Origin of the sequence: Micromonospora sp. WMMD714, from assembly GCF_029581315.1 — a bacterium.
Classification (GTDB): domain Bacteria; phylum Actinomycetota; class Actinomycetes; order Mycobacteriales; family Micromonosporaceae; genus Micromonospora; species Micromonospora rifamycinica.
In genome coordinates this window covers 204,136-224,446 of record NZ_CP120744.1, presented here as the reverse complement: position 1 = coordinate 224,446, position 20,311 = coordinate 204,136, and the positions used below count along the sequence as shown (strand labels likewise).

Annotated in this window: 17 protein-coding genes and 1 tRNA gene; 8 read left to right on the top strand and 10 right to left on the bottom strand. The window is 68.5% G+C overall.

Annotation, left to right across the window (positions count from 1 at the left end; translation table 11 throughout):
• Window positions 1-166: 166 nt before the first annotated feature.
• The gene (locus O7625_RS00985) at window positions 167-811 is read right to left on the bottom strand and encodes a dihydrofolate reductase family protein (protein ID WP_282343612.1); all 645 of its coding nucleotides are present in this window, start codon (window positions 809-811) and stop codon (window positions 167-169) included.
• A 74-nt stretch (window positions 812-885) separates the two neighbouring features.
• Here O7625_RS00985 and O7625_RS00980 point away from each other — a divergent pair, with 74 nt between their 5' ends.
• A complete protein-coding gene (locus O7625_RS00980; RefSeq protein WP_282343610.1) occupies window positions 886-1,437 on the top strand; it encodes a helix-turn-helix domain-containing protein in 552 nt (183 codons plus the stop codon).
• Between the two features lie 256 nt (window positions 1,438-1,693).
• Here the strand turns inward: O7625_RS00980 and O7625_RS00975 are convergent, their stop codons facing one another.
• The 3 genes from O7625_RS00975 to O7625_RS00965 form a co-directional block, all read right to left on the bottom strand.
• Window positions 1,694-3,328: a restriction endonuclease gene (locus O7625_RS00975; RefSeq protein WP_282343608.1), complete on the bottom strand. Its 1,635-nt coding sequence runs from the start codon at window positions 3,326-3,328 to the stop codon at window positions 1,694-1,696.
• A gap of 196 nt (window positions 3,329-3,524) precedes the next feature.
• Window positions 3,525-4,019: a TrmO family methyltransferase gene (locus O7625_RS00970; protein WP_282343606.1), complete on the bottom strand. Its 495-nt coding sequence runs from the start codon at window positions 4,017-4,019 to the stop codon at window positions 3,525-3,527.
• A gap of 28 nt (window positions 4,020-4,047) precedes the next feature.
• Complete coding sequence (locus O7625_RS00965; RefSeq protein ID WP_282343604.1) at window positions 4,048-5,499, bottom strand: Tat pathway signal protein; 1,452 nt, start codon at window positions 5,497-5,499, stop codon at window positions 4,048-4,050.
• Window positions 5,500-6,355: 856 nt separating this feature from the next.
• On the opposite strand from O7625_RS00965, the gene O7625_RS00960 reads away from it, so the two are divergent.
• Window positions 6,356-7,801, top strand: a complete 1,446-nt coding sequence (locus tag O7625_RS00960) for a Mur ligase domain-containing protein (protein WP_282343602.1) — start codon at window positions 6,356-6,358, stop codon at window positions 7,799-7,801.
• Between the two features lie 3 nt (window positions 7,802-7,804).
• On the opposite strand, the gene murF is transcribed toward O7625_RS00960, so the two are convergent.
• Entirely contained in the window at window positions 7,805-9,202 is a 1,398-nt protein-coding gene (gene murF, locus O7625_RS00955) for a UDP-N-acetylmuramoyl-tripeptide--D-alanyl-D-alanine ligase (RefSeq protein ID WP_282343600.1), read from the bottom strand.
• Window positions 9,203-9,261: 59 nt separating this feature from the next.
• Between murF and O7625_RS00950 the strand changes: the two genes are divergently transcribed.
• Window positions 9,262-10,047: a replication initiator gene (locus tag O7625_RS00950; RefSeq protein WP_348773981.1), complete on the top strand. Its 786-nt coding sequence runs from the start codon at window positions 9,262-9,264 to the stop codon at window positions 10,045-10,047.
• A 102-nt stretch (window positions 10,048-10,149) separates the two neighbouring features.
• On the opposite strand, the gene O7625_RS00945 is transcribed toward O7625_RS00950, so the two are convergent.
• Together O7625_RS00945 and O7625_RS00940 are read right to left on the bottom strand one after the other, a co-directional pair.
• On the bottom strand, window positions 10,150-10,791 hold the full coding sequence (locus O7625_RS00945; RefSeq protein WP_282343596.1) for a hypothetical protein: 642 nt from the start codon (window positions 10,789-10,791) through the stop codon (window positions 10,150-10,152).
• Window positions 10,791-11,222, bottom strand: a complete 432-nt coding sequence (locus O7625_RS00940) for a hypothetical protein (RefSeq protein WP_282343595.1) — start codon at window positions 11,220-11,222, stop codon at window positions 10,791-10,793. Before O7625_RS00940 ends, O7625_RS00945 begins: the two co-directional genes overlap by 1 nt.
• A gap of 738 nt (window positions 11,223-11,960) precedes the next feature.
• Between O7625_RS00940 and O7625_RS00930 the strand changes: the two genes are divergently transcribed.
• The gene (locus tag O7625_RS00930; protein WP_282343593.1) at window positions 11,961-13,553 is read left to right on the top strand and encodes a site-specific integrase; all 1,593 of its coding nucleotides are present in this window, start codon (window positions 11,961-11,963) and stop codon (window positions 13,551-13,553) included.
• 3 nt (window positions 13,554-13,556) lie between these two features.
• Here the strand turns inward: O7625_RS00930 and O7625_RS00925 are convergent.
• Window positions 13,557-13,629, bottom strand: a tRNA-Arg gene (locus O7625_RS00925).
• A 150-nt stretch (window positions 13,630-13,779) separates the two neighbouring features.
• On the opposite strand from O7625_RS00925, the gene O7625_RS00920 reads away from it, so the two are divergent.
• A complete protein-coding gene (locus O7625_RS00920) occupies window positions 13,780-14,466 on the top strand; it encodes a hypothetical protein (RefSeq protein ID WP_282343592.1) in 687 nt (228 codons plus the stop codon).
• Window positions 14,467-14,482: 16 nt separating this feature from the next.
• Here the strand turns inward: O7625_RS00920 and O7625_RS00915 are convergent, their stop codons facing one another.
• Window positions 14,483-15,541, bottom strand: a complete 1,059-nt coding sequence (locus O7625_RS00915) for an alpha/beta hydrolase (RefSeq protein ID WP_282343591.1) — start codon at window positions 15,539-15,541, stop codon at window positions 14,483-14,485.
• Between the two features lie 129 nt (window positions 15,542-15,670).
• The gene (locus O7625_RS00910) at window positions 15,671-16,099 is read right to left on the bottom strand and encodes an HPF/RaiA family ribosome-associated protein (protein WP_282343589.1); all 429 of its coding nucleotides are present in this window, start codon (window positions 16,097-16,099) and stop codon (window positions 15,671-15,673) included.
• A gap of 475 nt (window positions 16,100-16,574) precedes the next feature.
• Between O7625_RS00910 and ssb the strand changes: the two genes are divergently transcribed.
• The 3 genes from ssb to O7625_RS00895 all read left to right on the top strand — a co-directional run bounded on the left by ssb (window position 16,575) and on the right by O7625_RS00895 (window position 20,174).
• Window positions 16,575-17,474, top strand: coding sequence for a single-stranded DNA-binding protein (ssb, locus tag O7625_RS00905; protein ID WP_282343586.1), 900 nt, complete (start codon window positions 16,575-16,577; stop codon window positions 17,472-17,474).
• Between the two features lie 121 nt (window positions 17,475-17,595).
• Complete coding sequence (locus O7625_RS00900) at window positions 17,596-18,633, top strand: cobalamin biosynthesis protein (RefSeq protein WP_282343584.1); 1,038 nt, start codon at window positions 17,596-17,598, stop codon at window positions 18,631-18,633.
• Window positions 18,630-20,174 carry a cobyric acid synthase gene (locus tag O7625_RS00895; protein WP_282343582.1) on the top strand — a complete coding sequence of 515 codons (1,545 nt, stop codon included), beginning with the start codon at window positions 18,630-18,632 and terminating at the stop codon, window positions 20,172-20,174. The genes O7625_RS00900 and O7625_RS00895 overlap by 4 nt, the downstream gene beginning before the upstream one ends.
• Window positions 20,175-20,311 lie beyond the last annotated feature (137 nt).

Sequence of the window (20,311 nt, the reverse complement as noted above, 5' to 3'; positions counted from 1 at the left end):
AAGCGAGCTGCGTTACATAGATCAATGTAGATTGATGGTGAACAAGGTCATTCCCAGGTCGTGGGTATGTGCTTGCCTGCCGGCAAGTGACCTGCTGTGACCGACCCATCACGAAAGATGCAGGGGGTTGGTGGCTGTTTGCCGAGGTGGCCGGCCCCCGCCGAGGTCATCGTCTCCAGAACAGCAGGTGGGTGACCCCGCTGGGGCTCGGGACCGACTCCAGGTGGAACCGGTCGAGAAGGTCCTCAGGGCTGTCCCACAGCCGTTCGCCCCGGCCGAGGTCGACGGGTGCCACGGCGATGTGCATCGTGTCGACCAGGTCGGCCTCGATGAACTCGCGGATCGTGGCGACTCCGCCGCCGAGGCGTACGTCCCGACCGGCGGCGGCCTGCCTCGCGCGCGACAGCGCCTCGGCCGGGCTGGCGTCGAGGAAGTGGAACGTGGTGTCGGCCAGGGTGAACGACGGGCGTTCGTAGTGGGTGAGGACGAAGACCGGCGTGTGGAACGGCGGATTGTCGCCCCACCAGCCCTGCCACTCGTGGTTCTCCCACGGGCCACGCTGGGGGCCGAACTTGTTGCGGCCCATGATCTCCGCGCCGATGTTGTGGTCGTAGTCGCGGGTCAGGTAGTCGTCCAGCCCGCGAGTGCCGCCGGGTTCGGTGCGATACACGAAGCTGGCGGTGGCGGCACGCCAGGAGAACAGGGGAGTGGGGTCGGCGTGGCCGAAGGGTCGCTCCAGGCTCTGCCCCTCGCCGGTGCCGAACCCGTCACGCGACAAGCAGAAGCTCTGCACCCTCAACAGTTGTGGCACGAATCCTCCTCGATGGCCGACGGGCGGCTTCTGGTGGCAACTTGCAACCGGTAGCACCGTACTACGCTGGTGGCATGCCGCAACCAGTTGGGGCCGGCCGCCTATCCGTGCCTGAGGGAAAATCGGGGTGCCCCATCAACCTGACGGTCGAGTTGCTGGGCGACCGGTGGAGCCTGGTCGTACTGCGGGACGTCATGTTCGGCGGATACCGGCACTTCCGCGAACTCCTCACGAACTCGGTCGAAGGCATCGCGTCGAACATCCTCGCCAGCCGCCTGTCGAAGCTCGTGAACTCGGGCCTGCTCAGCCGGCACGACGACCCGAGCCACCGACAGAAGATCGACTATCGGCTGACCGAGGCGGCGATCGAACTCGTCCCGGTCATGGCGCACCTCGGCGCGTGGGGCTCCCGATGGCTTCCGACCTCACCCGAGCTGTCGATCCGCGCCCAGCTCCTCGCCGACGGCGGCCCTGAGCTGTGGCAGAGATTCATGGACGAGCTTCGTATCATCCACCTTGAAGGCCGGCCGCAACCCGCCGACGGCGTCCTCGCCGAACTCACCCTGGCCTACGAGCGTGCCGCAGCTGCCGCTGACCGGCCCCACCGCTCATCGAGTCCTCAGTAGGGCGAAGTACCTGTGCGCCCGGCAGGATTCGAACCTGCGGCCTTGGGATTAGAAGTTGAATCCCGCACGGGTTAGCGCGTTGTCATGAGTGGCTAGGGGTGTCTATCTGTCCTGGTAGACACCCCTATGCTTGCCGGTCCGTGTCAGCTCGTGATGCCGGGTCCAACGGCGTCCGGGCTCACAGCGGGCACACCTGCACGACGGTCGGCGCGTAGCGCAGGCGTGGGTAGGTGGCCTCTGTAGAGCTGAACCCAATCTAGCGTAAACCGAAGCTGCGGATGAGATGAGGCCGTTCATTCAGTAGAAACTCCAAGCGGGCGTCATTCCAAACTTCGATTATTGGGCGCTGCCCACGGGAATTGTGTCGTTCGATCCAGGCGATGGCGTCAGAGGTGAAGCGTCCACTAGTCGCCAGAACAAGCACATCGAATGGCGGATTGTCCCAGTGGCTGATGCTTACGACGGCTTGGCTTGCGTCAGTATCACGGATGGCGCGGGAGAGCCAATGCTTGCATTGAATTGCGACTCGCTGTGAACTATGCCCGCTCAATGGATCTTTGCGAAGGCGCACGGCACTCACATCACGCCCATGGTCGGCGGCGTTGGTGTGCATAAGCCAATCGACGTTTTCGTAACCTTCGGTCTCGACAACAAGCTGGAAGATGAGACGCTCAAAGGCGGTGAAGTCAATCTTCTCCCACGCCAATTCTAAGCCCGCTCGCCTGACGGGAAGGTCAACCGGCGAATATGCCATAGCGTCTTCGAGTTGAAGTGCTCGGGAGAAAAGTATGTGCGAAATCGTCGACTGTGGTAAGCGTGAGTCGCGCCGATAAACGCTTACGTCCCAACCTTGGGCGTAGGCGCGATCGACGTCTCCTGAGATTCTAGTTATTGCGCTGTTCGCGGCCTGCTTTGCAGGCACCCGTTCCCTCGCCACGTAAGCGGCGCTATCTCTTGCTGCTCGCCAGATGAAGTAGTACATCTGACCGATTGAGTACCAACGCAGCGCGTGGCGGAAAACCTCTTCTGTCCGTTGCCCTGGCGTAAAGTCGAGCCCATGTCGTTTAAGCATGTGAACCAAATAGGCTTTGCACTCCGACACTGCGAGGTCGAACCAGAAGTCCGAGAACTGGTCCGTCCAACGGTCGGGCCAGCTGTCCCGAGAGATTATCTGGGAAAGTCCCTTGAGGTATTCTCGAATCCGACTCTCCACATCGCCAGTGCCTGTCAGATAATAAGACGCAAGCATTGGGTAATGTTGGTTGTCAAGCGTGCCATCATCCTTCCATACGAAAGCATCGGATGACGAAGAGGGATGTATCTGTAGAATCCCTCGGTCGATGAGGGTTTTGAGCAGCTTCAGATCAAGGTCTGATGTAGGCGTTAAGGGGGTGCCTCGTTCTACGACTGGAACGGTAGCTCCTTCGGAGACCTCTTCTCCGTCTTCGAATAATGCGGCCACCGCTAGGGCCGAGGGCAGATCGAGATCTTCGGCGCGAATCGGTGACCCGCTCTCCGCTACTTCGAAGTGCTCGGAGATCGCAGCCTGCATAGCTGCCGCCGCTCTACGTTGGTCAGCTTCTAGTCGTTGCTTCTCTGATTCGACGCAGGTCCGGCAACGGGTGGGTGCGAAGCGATGGCCGGAGGTCCATTCCGAACGAGTTCTGTAAATGAATCCCTTGCCGCACTCAACGCAAGCCTTGCTGGACGAGCGGGCATAGCAAGATTCTGAGACGGTCTTGCTGATCTTATGTGCGGGCTGTTCAAAGCGCTCTGATAATTCTTTTACTGTGAATGAGAAGGAGCCGTCGTCTTCAGTAGCCCAATACATCGAGCAGAGATCAGCAAGTGTAGGATCCTCAGCTTCGACCTCGACCTTGAACTCCGGCACGAGACCTCCCTGGCTGTTCGTTAACCCGCCCTGGGACTTACAAATGCTCGGCAGGTAGGTTGCGTTTCCATTTCAATTCGACGGCTGCGAGTCATGTCGACAGCCAGTCTAGTGTTGGCCCTAGCGATTAGCTTTCGGGTGAAGTGGCAGATCGAAGTTGCCTGCCCACCCGAATATGTCGTCCTTCAGACGTTCGCTATTTCTGATTCTCGATCGGCGGCGAAAAGTAGAGTCCCAACATCTGAGTTGTCCAGTCGGCTTGGCGAACTTCCCCTCGCGGGCCGAATTCCGAGAACCAAGGCTTGATGTCAAAAACGGGGCTGCCGCTTACCGCGTCCAGATCCTCAACGTGAAGGTCAAGACCGTCAACTTTGATGAGGCGGCACCGGGATACGCCTAGCCAGTTGATGCGGCGCATGTTGCGGTGGCCGAAGATGCCTACCTCGGGCCACTCGGGGTTGTCTCTCGGGCGGCGAGCACCAAGATGCAGATCGGTAGGATCTGTGAGGTGGAAGCGGAAGACGATTTCTAGGTGAGAGAACTCATCAAGCCCTTTGGTGGCAGCCGGCGAGAAGCGTTCGCCATCGATTCGGACGATCGCTCGGCTGCCGCCCCAGTAGTCGTCGGTCGGCTCGGTTCGCCCGCCTACGACGTGCGCAATGGGTTCGACGGTGAATCTTTCGGCTGTCATCGCGGCCTCCGGTCTTCGGGGTTGCTGTTTAGGCGAACGTTGCCAGGTAGCTCTTCGCTCGCGTTTCGATGTCTCGGACTGCTCGGATGTTGCGGCGCGTGTAGGGGGCAAGGATGGCGCGCATGTCGGCGGCAACTTGGCGTGTACGGCCCGAGCGGACGCCGTCCATCGCGTCCAGCGCGCGGGACCACGTCCCGCAGGCTTCCTCGATCTCGCCCTGTCGTGCCTGCACTGCTCCCATGTATCCGAGGGTGACTGCATGGGTGCGCGTGAAGGCCGAGGCTTTCCGGGTCCTCACGCTGCGGCGGAAGTGTCTCGCCGCGCCCGCGAAGTCGCCCGTATCGCGAAGTGCGCAGGCGGTCTCGTGAGCCAGGCTGGCTTCCGCGAAGAAGAAGACCCTCCCGGGTTCGTCGTCGCCTTGGGTGGCGGAGGAGAGGTCATCCTCAGCACGGAGTAGCGCGCGGGCGGAGCGTTGTTTCTCGCCGTTCACCGCGAGCGCGCGAGCGTAGACAACGCCGAGTAGTGCGCGCTCTCTTGGGGACGCGGACTCGTAGCGCTTACCTTCGACGGAAGCCGCCGCCAGGTCGAGAGCGTGCTTGTGGTGCCCGAGGTCGACGGCCTGGTGCGCCATGGCACGTAGGACGTGGCCTGCCATCGCCGGGTTGTCGGCTTCGGCGGCCAGCTTCACTGCCACGTTGAAATAGTGCTGGCCGACGTTGTGTTCGCCGTTGTCGAATGCCATCCAACCCGCCAGGTAGGCCAGTTCGCTGGCAGCGGTGAACATGTCACGTCTGAGATTTTCGTCGGCGTACCGTCCGCGTAGGTAGGTCGCCACGTCGGAGGTGAGGTACTGGACGACTGCCGAGCGGGCGTGTCCGCCACCTCGCCGTTGGTCAACGCGTGAGAACAGTGAAACCATGTCGATCACTGCCTCGACGTCGCCCTTGCTGACGTGCCGGCCAGCTGCTGCGCCGCGTGTCTGGCCGCGCTCGGCCATGTGCGTCCACCAGCGATCGGACGGCAGCGCCAGCGCGGCGAGCGAGTAGGCGGCAGTGCTGAGAACGCGTCTGCGTTCAGCGTCCACGTCGACTCTCCCGAGTTCGGTTAGCGCTGACAGCGTATCGACCTGCCAACCGAGCATGTCCGCTGAGGACAGCGGTTGGCCGGGCAACCCGATCTCGTCAAGAGTGACAACCCGACCGAGCTTTCGAGACAGCGCTTCACAGAGCAGCACAGGTGCGCGGCCTGAGGGCTTGGAGCCAGCGATCCAGTGGGAGACGTGGGAGCGGCCCACTCCGGCGAACTCGTTGGCGTTGCTCTCTTGGGCGACGCGGACCAGCGCTCGTGCAACCTCAGCATGGGACATGCCTGCTTCCGCGATGACGGCTGCGAGCCTGGCGTTGCCGGGTCCTGGTTGCGGCACAGCGCCCCCCGCCTTTAGTCGATCTTTCACCACGTTCACCGCTTCGACGTGCGTCACAGCGTACCTACGGGCTGTGGTTTGCGATTCGCTATAGGTACGCAAGACAGCGGCCAACCTGGTGCACATTAGGCCATATCGCCTCCGTCTTGCATACCGGAGACCGCAACGAGCTCCCCATTGCTACGAGCGGTGCGCGCCGTGGTGGTGGGCGATGGGCGGGGCACGCCGTGTGACCAGCGTGGATGGATCCACGCGGCGTGCCCCACCCCCTTGGAGGCAGATCACGTGACGACTTACCTCGGTGGTGGTCAGGTCGACATCGCGCAAGCCGAGCTGAACCGGCACGCGGTATCGAGTGCAGATGGGCGGTGCATCGGCTGCGGGTCGCTCGGGTCGTGCTCTGTCCGTGACAGCGCCGTGCGGGTGTTCCGCATCGCGCTGCGTCTACCGCGCCGGGTCCCGGGGGCGACGCGTCCGGAGTTGATCGGCGCACGACGGGTGGGCGGACCGCACTACTTCGGCGCTGCGCCACGGACCGCTGCCGAGCCGGCCCCTTCTCATGGATGACGACGATGACCTGGTCCGTCCCAGGCACCGCCCGCACCGGTCGCGCCGCTTCCCTGGCGGTCGGCCATGTGCCTGCCCAACCTGCCGCACCGCGCGCAAGGGCGCCGGCCTTCTCCTGCGCCAATGTGGCCTACCTACTCGGCTTCTGGCTTCGTTCTCCCGCCTTCCGAGGCCGAGCCAGCGAGCGGGCCGGCGCAGATCGATTGGACCCGCGCGGCCGAGGTGGTGACCCGAGGCCAGCTCGGCCGCGCGCAAGGAATCGCACGAGTGAAAGGAGCCAACTCCTCCAGCACGTCCGCTCATGGCACCAACTCGTCAGCTGTTACACCGAAGGAGACACGGCACCATGACCGACACGATCACTGGTAACCCGACCATCGAGGCGTACACCGGCCCGCTGGACCTGTCCCGCCCGCACTTCGTGGGCGTCGGCGGCTGCGCGATGTCCGGCCTGGCTCGACTGCTGGCCGAGCTGGGCCACCAGGTCAGCGGCAGCGACATCCACGACTCGGCCACCCTGGCGACTCTGCGCGCGGCCGGCGTCCGGGTGCAGGTGGGCCACGACGCGGCGCACATCGAGGGCGCGTCGTGCGTCGTCTATACGACCGTTGCGCAGAACGCGCCGGAGGTCGACGCGGCGCGTTCCGCCGGCATCCCGGTGGTGCACCGGGCGCAGGTTCTGGACAAGCTGGCCGCCGGGCGGCGGCTGGTGGCGGTGTCCGGGTCGCACGGCAAGTCCACGACGGCCGGCATGCTCGCGCACATCCTGCGCACCCTCGGGCAGGACCCGACGTACGTCATCGGGGCCGACCTGAACAGGCCAAGCTCGGGCGCCCACCTCGGGGCGTCCCGGCTGCTGGTGGCCGAGGCGGACGAGTCGGACCGGTCGTTTCACTTCCTGGCCCCGTCGATCGCGGTCATCACCAACGTGACCGACGACCACCCGGAGAACTTCACCGACCACGCCGACGTGCTACGCGCCTACGTCGCGTTCGGCGCGCGGATCGCACCGCACGGGTTCCTGATCGTCAACGCCGACTGCGTGGGCGCGACCGTGGCCGCCGACGTCATCGCCGCCGAGCGACCCGATCTGACGGTGCTGCGCTACGGCCGCGACCGGGCGGCGGACGTGCGGCTGCTGGACGTGCACGCCGAGGGGTGGAGCACGTCGGGGTCGGTGCGGATGCCCAAGGGCGTCGAGGTCGGGGTGACCCTGCCGCGACCGGCCACGCACCACCTGGACAACGCGGTGGCGGCCGTGGCATGCGCGGTGGCGCTCGGGCTCGACCCCGCCGACGTGGCCGGCGCGGCGTGCACCTTTCCCGGGGTGCGCCGCCGGTTCGAGCACATCGACACCCGCTCCGGGGTGACGGTGATCGACTCCTACGCCGATCACCCGAACGAGATCGCCGCCGACCTGGACGCCGCGCGCACCCTGGCGCGGGGCCGGTTGTTCGTGGTGTTCCAGCTGTCCGGACACGCCCGGGTCTTGGCCTTCGGCAACCGGATCGGTGGGGTCTTGGCGGACAAGGCCGACTACGTGCTGCTGCTCGACGTGCATGGCACCGTGCCGGCGGGTCGACCGGTCGCGGACGGCACGGCCATCCTGGGGCGGCTGCGTGACGGCGACTACTGTCTGCCGCTCGGCCCCGACCACGCCGCCCGGATCGTCGGCCGGATGGCCGGCCGCGGTGACGTGGTGCTGACCATGGGCACCGGTGACGTCACCGGTTACGGCGCGGCGATCCTCGACGCCCTGAGCAGCCGGTCCGAGGTCGCGCTGTCTGCGTGACCTCTACGCCTGGGCGGTGACAGCGCCGGGTTCCTCGATTAGCTTGTCCGCGAGCGCGAGGAGCCCGGCGCTGTTGGCTGCCTTGACCAACACCACGTCGCCCGGCCGCAACCCGTCGCGCAGCAGCTCCCACGCCTCGGCTACGTTCGCCGCCCGGTCCACCGTCGTGCCGGTGCCGGCGGCTGCGTCCGCGTATTGCCCGGCGTCAGCTCCGCCGATGGCCACGAGCCACCCGGCCCCAACTTCGGCCACCTGCTGCCCGACCTCGCGGTGCACCTGCGCGGCGTGCTCGCCCAGCTCGGCCATCTCCCCGAGCACCGCGACCGCCCGCCGACCGTCCCCGGCCATCGCCTTCAAGGCGCGCAACGCGGCCCGCATCGCGTCCGGCGCGGCGTTGTAGGCGTCATTGATGACCGTCACCCCGTCCGCGCGGGTGCTGACCTGCATCCGTCCCGGCGACACCGCCTCGGCCTGTGACACCGCCTCGGCTACCGCCTCGATCGGGTGACCCAACCCGAGAGCGACGGTGGCGGCGGCCAGCGCGTTGGACGCCTGGTGCAGCCCGTAGAGACGCAACCGCACCTCGGCCGCCTGGCCGTCGTGCGCCAGCCGGAACCCGGCGCGGCCCAGCTCGTCCACGGTCACGTCTTCGGCGCGTACGTCCGCCGGGTTGTCGATGCCGTAGGTGAGCACTCGGGCGCTGGTGCGGCTGGCCATGGACGCGACGAGAAGATCGTCACCGTTGAGCACCGCCAACCCACCGTCGCGGGCGTCGGGCAGCGCTTCCACGATCTCACCCTTGGCTAGAGCGATGTTCTCCACCGATCCGAACTCGCCAAGGTGCGCGTGACCGACGCGGGTCACGACGCTGACGGTGGGCGGGGCGATGCGGGTCAGGTAGGCCACGTGCCCGATGCCGCGTGCGCCCATCTCCAACACCAGATAGCGGGTGTCGGCGGTGGCGCGGGTGACCGTGTACGGCAACCCAAGCTCGTTGTTGTTCGACGCTCGGTTGGCCACCGTGGCACCCCACGTCGGCAGCACCTGCGCGAGAATGTCTTTGGTCGAGGTCTTGCCGACCGACCCCGTTATCCCGATCACCGTGGTCTGCGGCAGCCGGTCCACCACCGCGCGGGCAAGGCGGCCGTAGGCGGTGGGTACGTCCTCGACGACCACTGCTGGCACGGAGACCGGCCGTGACGCCAGTACCGCCGCCGCGCCGGCCTCGATCGCCTGAGCGGCAAAGTCGTGCCCGTCGACGCGTTCACCGGGCAGCGCCACGTACATGCCGCCGGTCTCTACGCGCCGGCTGTCGAACACGACTGGGGCGATCACCGTGACGCCGTGGGGGGCGTCGTGGACGGTTCCGCCGACAACGGCCGTGATCTCTTGCAAGGTCATCGGAAGCACGTGATGAACCTACCGCGTGCGGTCGGCGGATCGAGGGCTGTAGCCGGATCGTGGATGTTGGTCCTCTGGAAGCTACTGGCAATAGCCCAACTGACACGAGGGTCGCCTACGCCAAGGTTGCCGAGTACCAGCGGCGCGGGTCGGTGCACTTCCACGCCGTCATGCGCTTCGACGGCCCCACCCCCGACACTCCACCCCCGGCATGGGCAACCCTGCCGCTCCTGGTCCAAACGATCCGCACCGCCGCTCGCCGGGTGCACCTGGCCGTGCCCGGCCTCGACACCATCTTGCGATTCGGGGCGCAGCTCGACATCCGGCCCATCCTGCCCGGCCACAGCGGCGACGACGACTTGACTGAGCGGGTCGTGGCCTCCTACATCGCCAAGTACGTCACCAAGCCTGATGTCGCCGGCATCACCGTGGACCGGCCCATCCGCGACGCCATCACCATCTCCGTGCTCCCCGTCACTGACCACGCCCGCACCCTCATCCGCACCTGCTGGACCCTCGGCAGACGACCCGAGTACAAGGCGCTGAACCTGCGGCGCTGGGCACATCAACTCGGCTACCGAGGCCACATCGCCTCCAAGAGCCGCGCCTACTCCACCACCTACACCGCACTACGCGCCGCCCGGGAACAACACCGCCGCGACCACAACCAGGAGGACACCCACGACGACACCGCCGACGCCATCACCGACAAGCACTGGACCTACGCCGGAACCGGCCACACCGCCGGACAAGCCATGTTCGCCGACGCCATCGCAGACGACCTCCAAGCCGCCCGCGATGCCGCCCATGACGCAAGGGCGGGAGTCGAAAGCGATGGACGCTGATATTGCACGACGAAGGTGCGCCGCGCTTGTGCGGCTACCTCTCACGGCCCCGGCTCGATGTGCCGCTCTTAACCGGGGGTCGGGCGCGAAAACCGCGCCGATTTACGCGCCCTTGGTGCTGTAGGTAAATCCTATTGCTGCAACCACGAGCACGACGCCTAAGAAAAAGCCCCAGAGAAAGCGTCCCGGCTTCGGCTGAGGAACGACCTTGTCGGCGGCCATAGCCAAATTCTCGGATGCTCCCAGAATGGCTGCGATGTTGCTATCGAAATTCCCGTACGCCTGTACGACGCTGGACAGTTCTTCTACCTGCCGGGCCAACGCGCGCATCTCGCCGGTAATCTGTTCAAGTCTTTGCGGGATATCGTCAAGGTCGTCGGCGGCTTGGGAAATCTTTGATGCCACCTGCGGATTGATGCTGTGAGCCGAGGTCATGAGCATCTCGGCCACATCGTAGTTGATGTTCCGACTGGCAGCCCAAAGGGCCTCCGCTACATCTTCATTGATGTTGCGTGCCGCCATGCTGAGCGACATGGCTGTGTCTGGAGAGATTACACCGTCGCGGAGCGCCTGCTTGAGCAGCGCTCCTAGCTTGGGGGCATCTGATGAGATCTTTTCCAGCACGGCTTTCGTCTTGGTGTCCATCGTCTCGATCCGGCCGAAATTGTGACCGTTGACGATGGCGCCAGATCCCGAGTTCGTCTGGACGGAAGGAAGTTGCCTTGGCGGGTTGGGTTCAACCATCAGGATTTTGCACCCAAGGTCGGGTTGATGCTTCCGTAGTTGTCTCCGTTGATGATGTTGCCTGACCCGGTATTGCTTTGCCTTTGGATCGCGTACTGACGGAAGGCATCGCGCTCGGGCAGCATTGCCGCGATGGCCTGAGCGAGATCAGGATCGGCTGTCATTGCCTTACGGATTTGCAGGCGCAGGGCGGCGTCGCTGTCTTCCTCGCCTGCCGTGACGTCGATCACGGCTCCCTCGATCACCTCTTGGGACTGCCGCCTAGCTAGCAGGCGGTTCAGAATCTGATGACCAATCCTGACCGTGGCGTCGGAAGCCCCATCGACAGCAGCGCTTCGGACCTTGTCTAGGGTGCTCACGCCGTAAGCCGCCACGGCAGCCGTCACGTAGGGCATTGCAGAAGCGGCAATCTGAGCAGCGTCGACATCCATCCAGCATGGATACACCAAGCCAACACCCACCGAAACAGCCAGGCGGTCGAACCTGGCTGAATGTCGGATTCCCGACGATGCAAAGCGTCATGCCGTGGGGCTGTCCATCTGAATCCTAGGTCGAGTCCGGCAAGCGATGTTGCCTAATCATCATCAGTGATCTCTGGGTCGCTTGCGACTCTCTCTGCGGCGTTCGTTCGAACGTCGGCACCCTTCAAGGAGAATGTAATGAGTGCCACAACTGACAATCCTTGGACCATTGATGCCATTCGCGCTCTCGGCGTCACAGCGGATGTGGAGACTGCCGGAGCAATTCTAGGCATCGGCCGGAGTAAGGCGTACGCCCTTGCGAAGCGCGGGCAGTTCCCGGTGCGGGTGCTCCGCGTCGGGCGAAGCTACGTCGTGCCCGTCCCGGACATCTTGGAACTACTCGGCGTCAGGGCCGTTACCTGACCCTTTCGTCCACGGTGGAGCGGTTCGACCTGACAGCACGTCATCGACAAGGAGCGCGACGATGCCGGCGGCGGTGAGGTCTGGTCGCAAGCTCACCAGCTTCTCTACCTCGCTGGCTGTAAGTCGAATCTTGACCTGCTGGTCGCGCTTCTCGTCGCCGGGTAACGCCGGCAGACCCTGAGCCGCCTCGACCACCCGACGTCGTCGCATAACTCACCTTCCATCAGTCGATCGGGGGAAGTGGTACCGTTATAGGTACCACTTCCCCTTTCCCAAGGAGGAACCTTGAGAGGATCAGTGTTCCGTCGTTGCGCTTGCCGCGATCCGGAGACTGGCAAGCAGTACGGGCAATCCTGCCCGAAGCTCAACCAACGTCGTCACGGCACCTGGGGTGTCCGTCAGGAGCTTCCGCAGGATGCCGGAGGCGACCGTCGCACCTTCCGCCGGTCCGGCTACACGTCGGCCACGGAAGCCCAAGCCGACCTGGACGCGGTTCGCGCGCTCTTGGCCCTGCCCGAGGTTGATGACGAAGACGGCCGGCAGCGCATGGGCGATCTCTTGGAGCGCGTAGCGGCCAACCGAGAGCCGCTGCCCGACCTGGAGGAGACTCGCCGGAAGTTTCGGAGCGGCCAGTCCTTGACTGCCCGCATCACGGTCGGGGAATTCCTCGACACCTGGCTTGCGGGCCGTAAGATCCGCGCCAGCACGATCAACCGCTATGGGCGAGACATCCGCCTCCACCTCAAGCCGCGTATCGGGGATATTCGTCTGGACCGCCTTCGTGTGTCGCACCTGTCGGAGATGTTCAACGCGATTGTTGAACGCAACATCGAGATTGAGGAAGCCAACGCGCTCCGGCTTGCCGCTGTCGAAGAACTCAAGACGCTTCGGGGTCGTGAGCGTCGCCGCGCCGCGCGTGCCGCGCTCGCTGGAATGCCGCCCTTCCGTCGTCCGGTTGGACCGACGACGCGGCGGCACGTCAGAGCGACGCTCCGCGCTGCTCTGAACGATGCGATCACGCAAGAGCTGATCACCTTCAATCCGGCGGCCCACGTCGAACTTGACTCGGTGAATCGGCCCAAGGGGCTCGTGTGGACTGACGAACGAGTCGCGCAATGGCGGGCTACGGGCGAAAGGCCGTCGCCGGTCATGGTGTGGACGACCGAACAGACGGCCGCCTTCCTCGACGGCATCGCGGATGACGAGCTGTACGCGCTCTTCCACCTCGTTGCCCTTCGGGGCCTGCGGCGGGGCGAGGCGTGCGGACTACGGCCGGAAGACGTGGACCTCAACGGCCAGGCGTTGACCGTCGCCACGCAGCTCGTGGACATCAATGGCGAGATCGAGGAGAACGCGCCCAAGAGTGATGCGGGTAACCGGATGGTGGCGCTCGACCGAGGCACCGTGAAGGTGATCAGGCGCCACGACAAGCGGCAGCGCAAGGTACGCGAAGAAGCCGGGGTGGCCTGGGTGGAGAGCGGCCGTCTCTTCACTCGGTCCAATGGCGAGTGGATAGAGCCGACGTGGCTGTCGGACTACTTCGACCGCCTCGTGAAGCGCTTAGACCTTCCGCCGATCCGCCTGCACGACCTGCGCCACGGCGCGGCCACGATAGCGCTCAAGGCCGGAGCCGAGATGAAGGTGGTGCAGGAGATGCTCGGACACTCCTCGTACGCGCTCACGGCGGACACGTACACGGCTGTCCTGCCCGAGCTGGCCATGGAGGCAGCCGAAGCAACTGCCCGCCTGATCTCCGGTCGGGGCACCAAGCGCACTCCCGGGCTCACCTCGGGCTCACGCGGGGGTAAGGCATCGAAGAGTGCCTCTAAGAAAGATCGCAAGAAGAGCAAGAAGCAGCAGGTCAAGCCTGCTGCGTGAGGGTGCGCCCGGCAGGATTCGAACCTGCGGCCTTGGGATTAGAAGTCCCCTGCTCTATCCGCTGAGCTACGGGCGCGCGGCGTGCGTGTCGCGCCAAGAGGGTACCGCCGACCCCCCGCCGTACGGCGGAACGGGTCGCTTCCGGACACGCGTGATCAGCGTCGCACGGCACCCCCGGTCGGGGCACCCCTCATCCGACTGGCGCGTCGGGCCGTACCCTCGGGTCGTGCTGCTGGAGCCGGATGTCGAGAACGAGGTCGCCTACGAGCTGTGCCAGCTCCTGGGCCGGGCCATCCTGCCGGTCGACGCGGCGGGCGACCCGGGTACCGCCTTCTTCCTCGCGCATCCCGACGGCGAGTTCCTGCTGACCGCCGACGCCGTGGCGGGGCGGGCGCGGCGGCTCGGCCTGCGGCCCAGCGTCACCGAGCCGGTCGGGGTGGCCGGTGGGGCGGTGCCGCTGGTGGAGCTTGCGGCGCGGTGGGCACGTGACGCGCGGCTCGGGGTGGCGGTCCTGCCGACCGGCGGGCTGCACGCGTTCGCTGAGGGGCAGGGCTGGCGGTGGCGGGTGCAGCCGGTGCCGGCCTCCGTGGCGGTCGGGGCGGACGACCTCGCCGGGTTCGGGGCCGGGCCGGTCACCGCGATCGTGCTGGCCCTCGGCGTCGACGGCGACGACGGTCGCCCTCTGGAGGTCGCTGTCGAGCGGGCCGTCCGCGACGGCGACCGGCTGCGGGTCACCGCCGCGCTCCCCGCCGGCTACCTGGGCGCTCCCGTCTTCGGGGTACGCCCCGACGCCGCCGGGGAGATCGGCCTGCGCTGCCTGGGCGTCGTGCTGCCCGCCGACGACGACGGGACCGGACCAGGGCATCCGGTGGCCACCCTCGACCGGGTGCTCGCCGAGCTGCCCGTCACCTGATCCCCGCGCGCACCCCTCAGGCGGTCGGGCGGGCGCTGGCGGCCGGGGTCTCGTCGGCGGTCGGGGCGCGGGTGCCGGGCACCTGGGCTTCCGCGTCCGCCGGTGCGGCGTCGGCGGGGCGGGTCGGGCCGGCACCCAGGAAGGCCTCGGCCCAGCGCCCGACCTCGGTGAAGACCTGTTCGCGTACGGCCGGGCCGGAGAGCACCAGGTCGTGCTTGCCGCCGTCGAAGCGGGCCACGGTGACGTGCCGGCCGAGCCGGGGTGCCCAGCGGACCATGTGCTCCACGTCCAGCACCGCGTCGGCCAGGGCCGCCGAGTCGTGCCAGCGGGTGCCCCGGAAGCTCCGGGTCGAGCAGGCCAGCAGCACCGGGACGGGGATGTCCAGTCCGGCGCGGAGCTGCCGTTGGGCGGTGCGGATCGCGGCCAGCCAGCCGGCCCGCACCGGGAACCCGGCGAGCGGCTTCCAGGTCAGGTCGTACGTCCACTCACCGCGATGGTCGGCGTGCAGGCTCTCGCCGTACACGGTGCCGAGGCCGAAGGGGAGGGCGCGGTGCGGCGCGCGACGGCCCAGCCGGGCGACGGCCGCCGCGAGGGGTCGACGGACCAGCCAGGGGGCGTTGATGTCGAAGAAGGGGCTGTTCAGGACGAGCCCGTCGACCAGACCGGCGTCGCGGCGGGCGTGCGCCCAGAGCGAGATGATCAGGCCGCCGGTGGAGTGGCCCATGACGAGCAGGGTGTCGTGGCCGTCCCCGGTGCGGATGATCTCTGCGGCGGCGTCCAGCTCGGGGAAGTAGTCGCTCAGGTCGCGGCAGAAGTTCGGGGTCTGGTGGGGGAGCAGGCTGCGGCCGTACTTGCGCAGGTCGAGGGCGTAGAAGTCCCAGCCCCGGGCGGCGTAGAAGTCGGCCAGGTGGGTCTGGAAGAAGTAGTCGACGAAGCCGTGCACGTAGAGCACCGCCCGGCCGGTCGGGCGGTCCGCCCGCCGCCGGACCAGCGTCGCGACCACCGGCCCCTCGTCGTCGGTGCCCAGGTCGATCGTCTGCCGCTCGTACGGCGGCCCCAGCACGTCCTGTTCCACAACCGCGACGCTACGCCCGTCGGCCTACCCGGCGGTAGCCCCGGCACCGGCGGTGCGGGCGACGGCGGCGGGTCGCCGGGGAGCGTCCCCGTCCGGTGGGTACGCGGACGGGGACGCTCCGGCGACCGGTCAGACGGTCTCGGCGTCCACCCGGGGGGCGTCGTCGGCGTCGAGGTCCGGCAGCGGCGCGGGTGCCGGCGGGGCGGCCATCTCCCGGATGTGCTTGTTGTGCCGGGGCTCCTGCCGGGTCTTGGAGTCGTTGAGCTTGCGGCGCAGGTCGTCCCGGGCGTCGTTGAGGGCGGCCCGCAGGTCCTCCTCGGTCGACGTGGTGACGATCTTCTGCCGGCCGGCGATCCAGCACTCCAGGGTGACCTTCTGCCCGCGGGCCTCCCGGTCCTTGACCGACACCTCCAGCTCGGTGGCGTCGGCGTGGAAGGCGGCCAGCCGGGCGTCCAGGGTGCCGAACTGCTCGACGATCCAGTTCCGGTCGCCCTGGGAGAAGCCCGCGCCCATCCGCAGGCACTCGGCCACGGTCGCCGGGTTCGCCACCGCGCTCATCGCCGCCCCTCCCGCTCGGTGCGGACGGAGCCGGTCATACGGAGCGGGGTCCGAATCATCAGCACTGCCTTTCTCGTCGGACGTCGTGCCTGGTGGCGCTTGGTTGATCAACTCAATACCCAGTCGGAGCCGACCTCACTCCGGGTGATGCCGCCTTCTCGACTCTGCTGCCTCCGATCCCGGCGGCCTCCTTCCGGTCCTGCTGGTCTTCCCCGGTCCTGCCAGCCCCCTTCCGGTCCCGGCGGTCCGCTCCGGTGGTGGGTCCGGTCTCCGGTGTCTTCATCCTGGTCCGGCCCCTGGGCCGTCTCCAGGGCCGGTCGGCCTAGCACACCGGGACCTTGATCAGGTCGTCGTCCACAGCCGGTCCGGTTGTCCACAGGACGGGGCCGGGTGTTCGCGCCGGCATACCGCGCCGGGCCAGGCTCGGTCCCGAGTCGACTCGCCACCGCATCCGCCGGACCCTGGAGAAGGAACGATGTTTGACACCTACGTAACGATCGTCGGCAATGTGCTGACCGCGCCGGAGTGGCGTCGTACCGCCCAGAGCAACACCCTGGTCGCCAACTTCAAGGTGGCCTCGACCGCCCGCCGCCTGAACCGGGACAGCGGCCAGTGGGTGGACGGCAACAGCCTCCGCGTCCGGGTCAACTGCTGGCGCAGGCTGGCCGAGGGGGTGGCCGCCTCGATCATGGTCGGCGACCCGGTGGTGGTCGCCGGGCGGCTCTACACCCGCGACTGGACCGACGACGCCGGCAACCACCGGGTCCTCTACGAGCTGGAGGCGGTCGCGGTCGGGCACGACCTCTCCCGGGGCCGCTCCCGCTTCCTGCGCAACCGGCCGAGCATGGCCACCAGCACCGTGGAGGACGACGAGACGGCCCACCGGGTGCAGGGCGAACCGACCGAGCCGGTGCCGCCGGGGCAGGCCCCCGCCGGGCCGGACGACCGCCCCCTGGACGACGACTTCGGGTTGTCCGGCTTCGGTTTCCCGCGCGCCGGCCACGACCTGCCCGGCACCGGGTACGCCCCGACGGTCGACCCGCTCGACGACGAGCCCGACGACGACCTGACCCCGCTACCCGACGACGAGAGCCGGCCGGATGACGAGGGCCGGCCGGGCGACGGGGACCGGTCGGACGACGAGAGTCAGCCGGGTGAGGGCCGGCTGCGTGAGAGTCGGCCTGGTGAGAGTCGGCCGAGTGACGTCCGGCCGGGTGAGGGGCGGCCTGGTGAGGAGGGCCGGCCGGGCGACGAGGGGGAGCCCGGCGACGACCGCCCGTCGGGCGGCCCGTCCGCCCCGACGCCGGCCGAGGTGGCCGGTGGCCCGGCGGGTCGGGGCCGGCGGGGCCGGGGCCGGGTGCCGGTCCCGGCCTGAGAACCCGGCCCCGCGCCGGGGAAGGGACGCGGGGCCGGGTTCGTACGGGCGGGGGCGGGGTGGCGACGGCGACGTGGCCACCCCGCCCAGGGGCTAGGCTGGCCGGCCGGAGGTGGTGCGGGTGGGGCGGCGCACAGCGGCGGCGAACGCGGTCGGACTGGTGGCCGGGTATGCGCTGGACAGCCTGCTCGGCGACCCCCGGCGCGGGCATCCGGTGGCCGGCTTCGGGCGGGCCGCCGGCCTCCTGGAACGTCGGGTCTACCGGGCCGACCGCCGCGCGGGAGCGGTCTTCACCGCCGTCGCGGTGGGCGCGCCGGTGCTGCTCGGCGTGGCCGTCGACCGGGCCACCCGGCGGCACCCGGTGGCCCGGGTCCTGGTCGTGGCCGTCGGCACCTGGACGGTGCTCGGCGGTCGGACGCTGCGCCACGAGGCGACGGTGATGGGTGACGCCCTGCGCGCCGGTGACCTGCCGGCGGCCCGCCACCGGCTCGGGCATCTCTGCGGTCGGGATCCGTCCCGCCTCGACGAGGGCGAGTTGGCCCGCGCCACCGTCGAATCGGTCGCTGAGAACACCTCCGACGCCGTGGTCGCCCCCCTGGTCTGGGGTGCCCTCGCCGGCCTGCCCGGCCTGCTCGGCTACCGGGCGGCGAACACCCTGGACGCGATGGTGGGGCACCGCTCACCCCGCTACGCCCGGTTCGGCACCCCCGCCGCCCGCCTCGACGACCTGCTCAACCTGCTGCCGGCCCGACTGACCGGGCTGCTCACCGTCGCCGCCGCGCCCAGTGTCCACGGCGACCGGGAGCGGGCCTGGCAGGTCTGGCGACGGGACCGCCACGACCACCCCAGCCCCAACGCCGGCCAGTGCGAGGCGGCCATGGCCGGGGCGCTGGGCGTCCGGCTCGGCGGCCGGAACGTCTACTTCGGACGCTCCGAGGTGCGGCCGTTCCTCGGCGACGGCCCGCGCCCCGAGGCCCGGCACCTGAAACGGGCCGCCCGGCTCTCCGGCCGGGTGGGCCTGGCCGCGCTCGCCCTGGCCGCCCTCTGGCCGCTGACCGGTGGCCGGCTGGTCGCCGCCACCGGCCGTACCCTGCTGCGGCAACCGGTCCGCCGGCTCACCGCCCGCCTCGGCACCCCCGGCCCGGGGAGCGGCCGATGAGCGGCGGGCTGCTCGTCGCGGGCACCACGTCCGACGCGGGCAAGAGCGTGCTCACCGCCGGCATCTGCCGCTGGCTGCACCGGCAGGGCGTCGCCGTCGCGCCGTTCAAGGCGCAGAACATGTCCAACAACTCCGCCGTGGTGGTCGGCCCGGACGGGCGGGGCGGCGAGATCGGTCGCGCCCAGGCGATGCAGGCCGCCGCCTGCGGGATCGCCCCCGACCTGCGGTTCAACCCGGTGCTGCTCAAGCCGGGTAGCGACCTGGCCAGTCAGGTGGTGCTGCTCGGCGAGGCCGTCGACACGGTCACCGCCGGCAACTTCCGCACCCTGCGCCCGAAGCTCGCCGAGACGGCGTACGCGGCCCTGGCCGACCTGCGGGCGGCGTACGACGTGGTGATCTGTGAGGGGGCCGGCAGCCCCGCCGAGATCAACCTGCGGGCCGGTGACTACGTCAACATGGGGCTGGCCCGGCACGCCGACCTCCCCACCATCGTGGTCGGCGACATCGACCGGGGCGGCGTGTTCGCCTCGATGTTCGGCACGGTCGCTCTGCTCGACCCGGCCGACCAGGCCCTGGTCGCCGGCTTCGTGATCAACAAGTTCCGGGGTGATCTGGGCCTGCTCCGCCCCGGGCTGGACATGCTGCACCGGGTGACCGGCCGCCCCACCTACGGGGTGCTGCCCTGGCACCTCGACCTCTGGCTCGACGCCGAGGACTCGCTCGCCTACGGGCGGGTGCTCGGCCGCCCCGCCGCCCCGTACGGCACCGCATGGCTCGACGTCGCCGTCGTCCGGCTGCCCCGGATCAGCAACGCCACCGACGTGGAGGCCCTGGCCACCGAGCCGGGCGTCCGGGTCCGGCTCACCGTCGAGCCCGCCGAGCTGGCCGCCGCCGACCTGGTAGTCCTGCCCGGCTCCAAGTCCACCGTCGCCGACCTGGCCTGGCTGCGGGAGACCGGGCTCGCCGAGGCGGTCACCGCGCACGCCGCCGCCGGTCGGCCGCTGCTCGGCATCTGCGGCGGCTTCCAGATGCTGGCCACCGCCATCCACGACCCGGTGGAGAGCCGGCGGGGCAGCGTCCCCGGCCTGGGCCTGCTGCCCATCGAGATCACCTTTGACCCGGCCAAGACCGTCCGGCCCGCCGTCGGCACCGCCGCCCCCGACGTCCCGGTGCGCGGCTACGAGATCCACCACGGGTACGTCTCCACCGCCGACCCGGCGCTGCCCCCGCTGCTGCACCACGCCGACGGTCGCCCCGAAGGAGCCCGGCTCGGCGCGGTTTACGGCACCCACTGGCACGGCGCCTTCGAGTCCGACGAGTTCCGCCGCCGGTTCCTGACCGGGGTGGCCCGGTCGGCCGGCCGGCACGGGTTCACCGTCGCCCCGGACACCACCTTCGCCGCCGCCCGCGAACGCTCCCTCGACCTGCTCGGCGATCTGGTCGAGGAGCACCTCGACACCACCGCGCTGTGGCGGCTCATCGAGGCCGGCCCGCCGGCCGACCTGCCGTTCGTGCCACCCGGTGCCCCACCCACCGCCTGACCGCCGGAGACAGCGGCCTGCCCGGCTGCCGCTGGTCCACCGGCCTGCCCGGCTGCCGCTGGTCCACCGGCCTGCCCGGCTGCCGCTGGTCCACCGGCCTGCCCGGCTGCCGCCGGCCCGCCCAGCCGTTGTCGCTG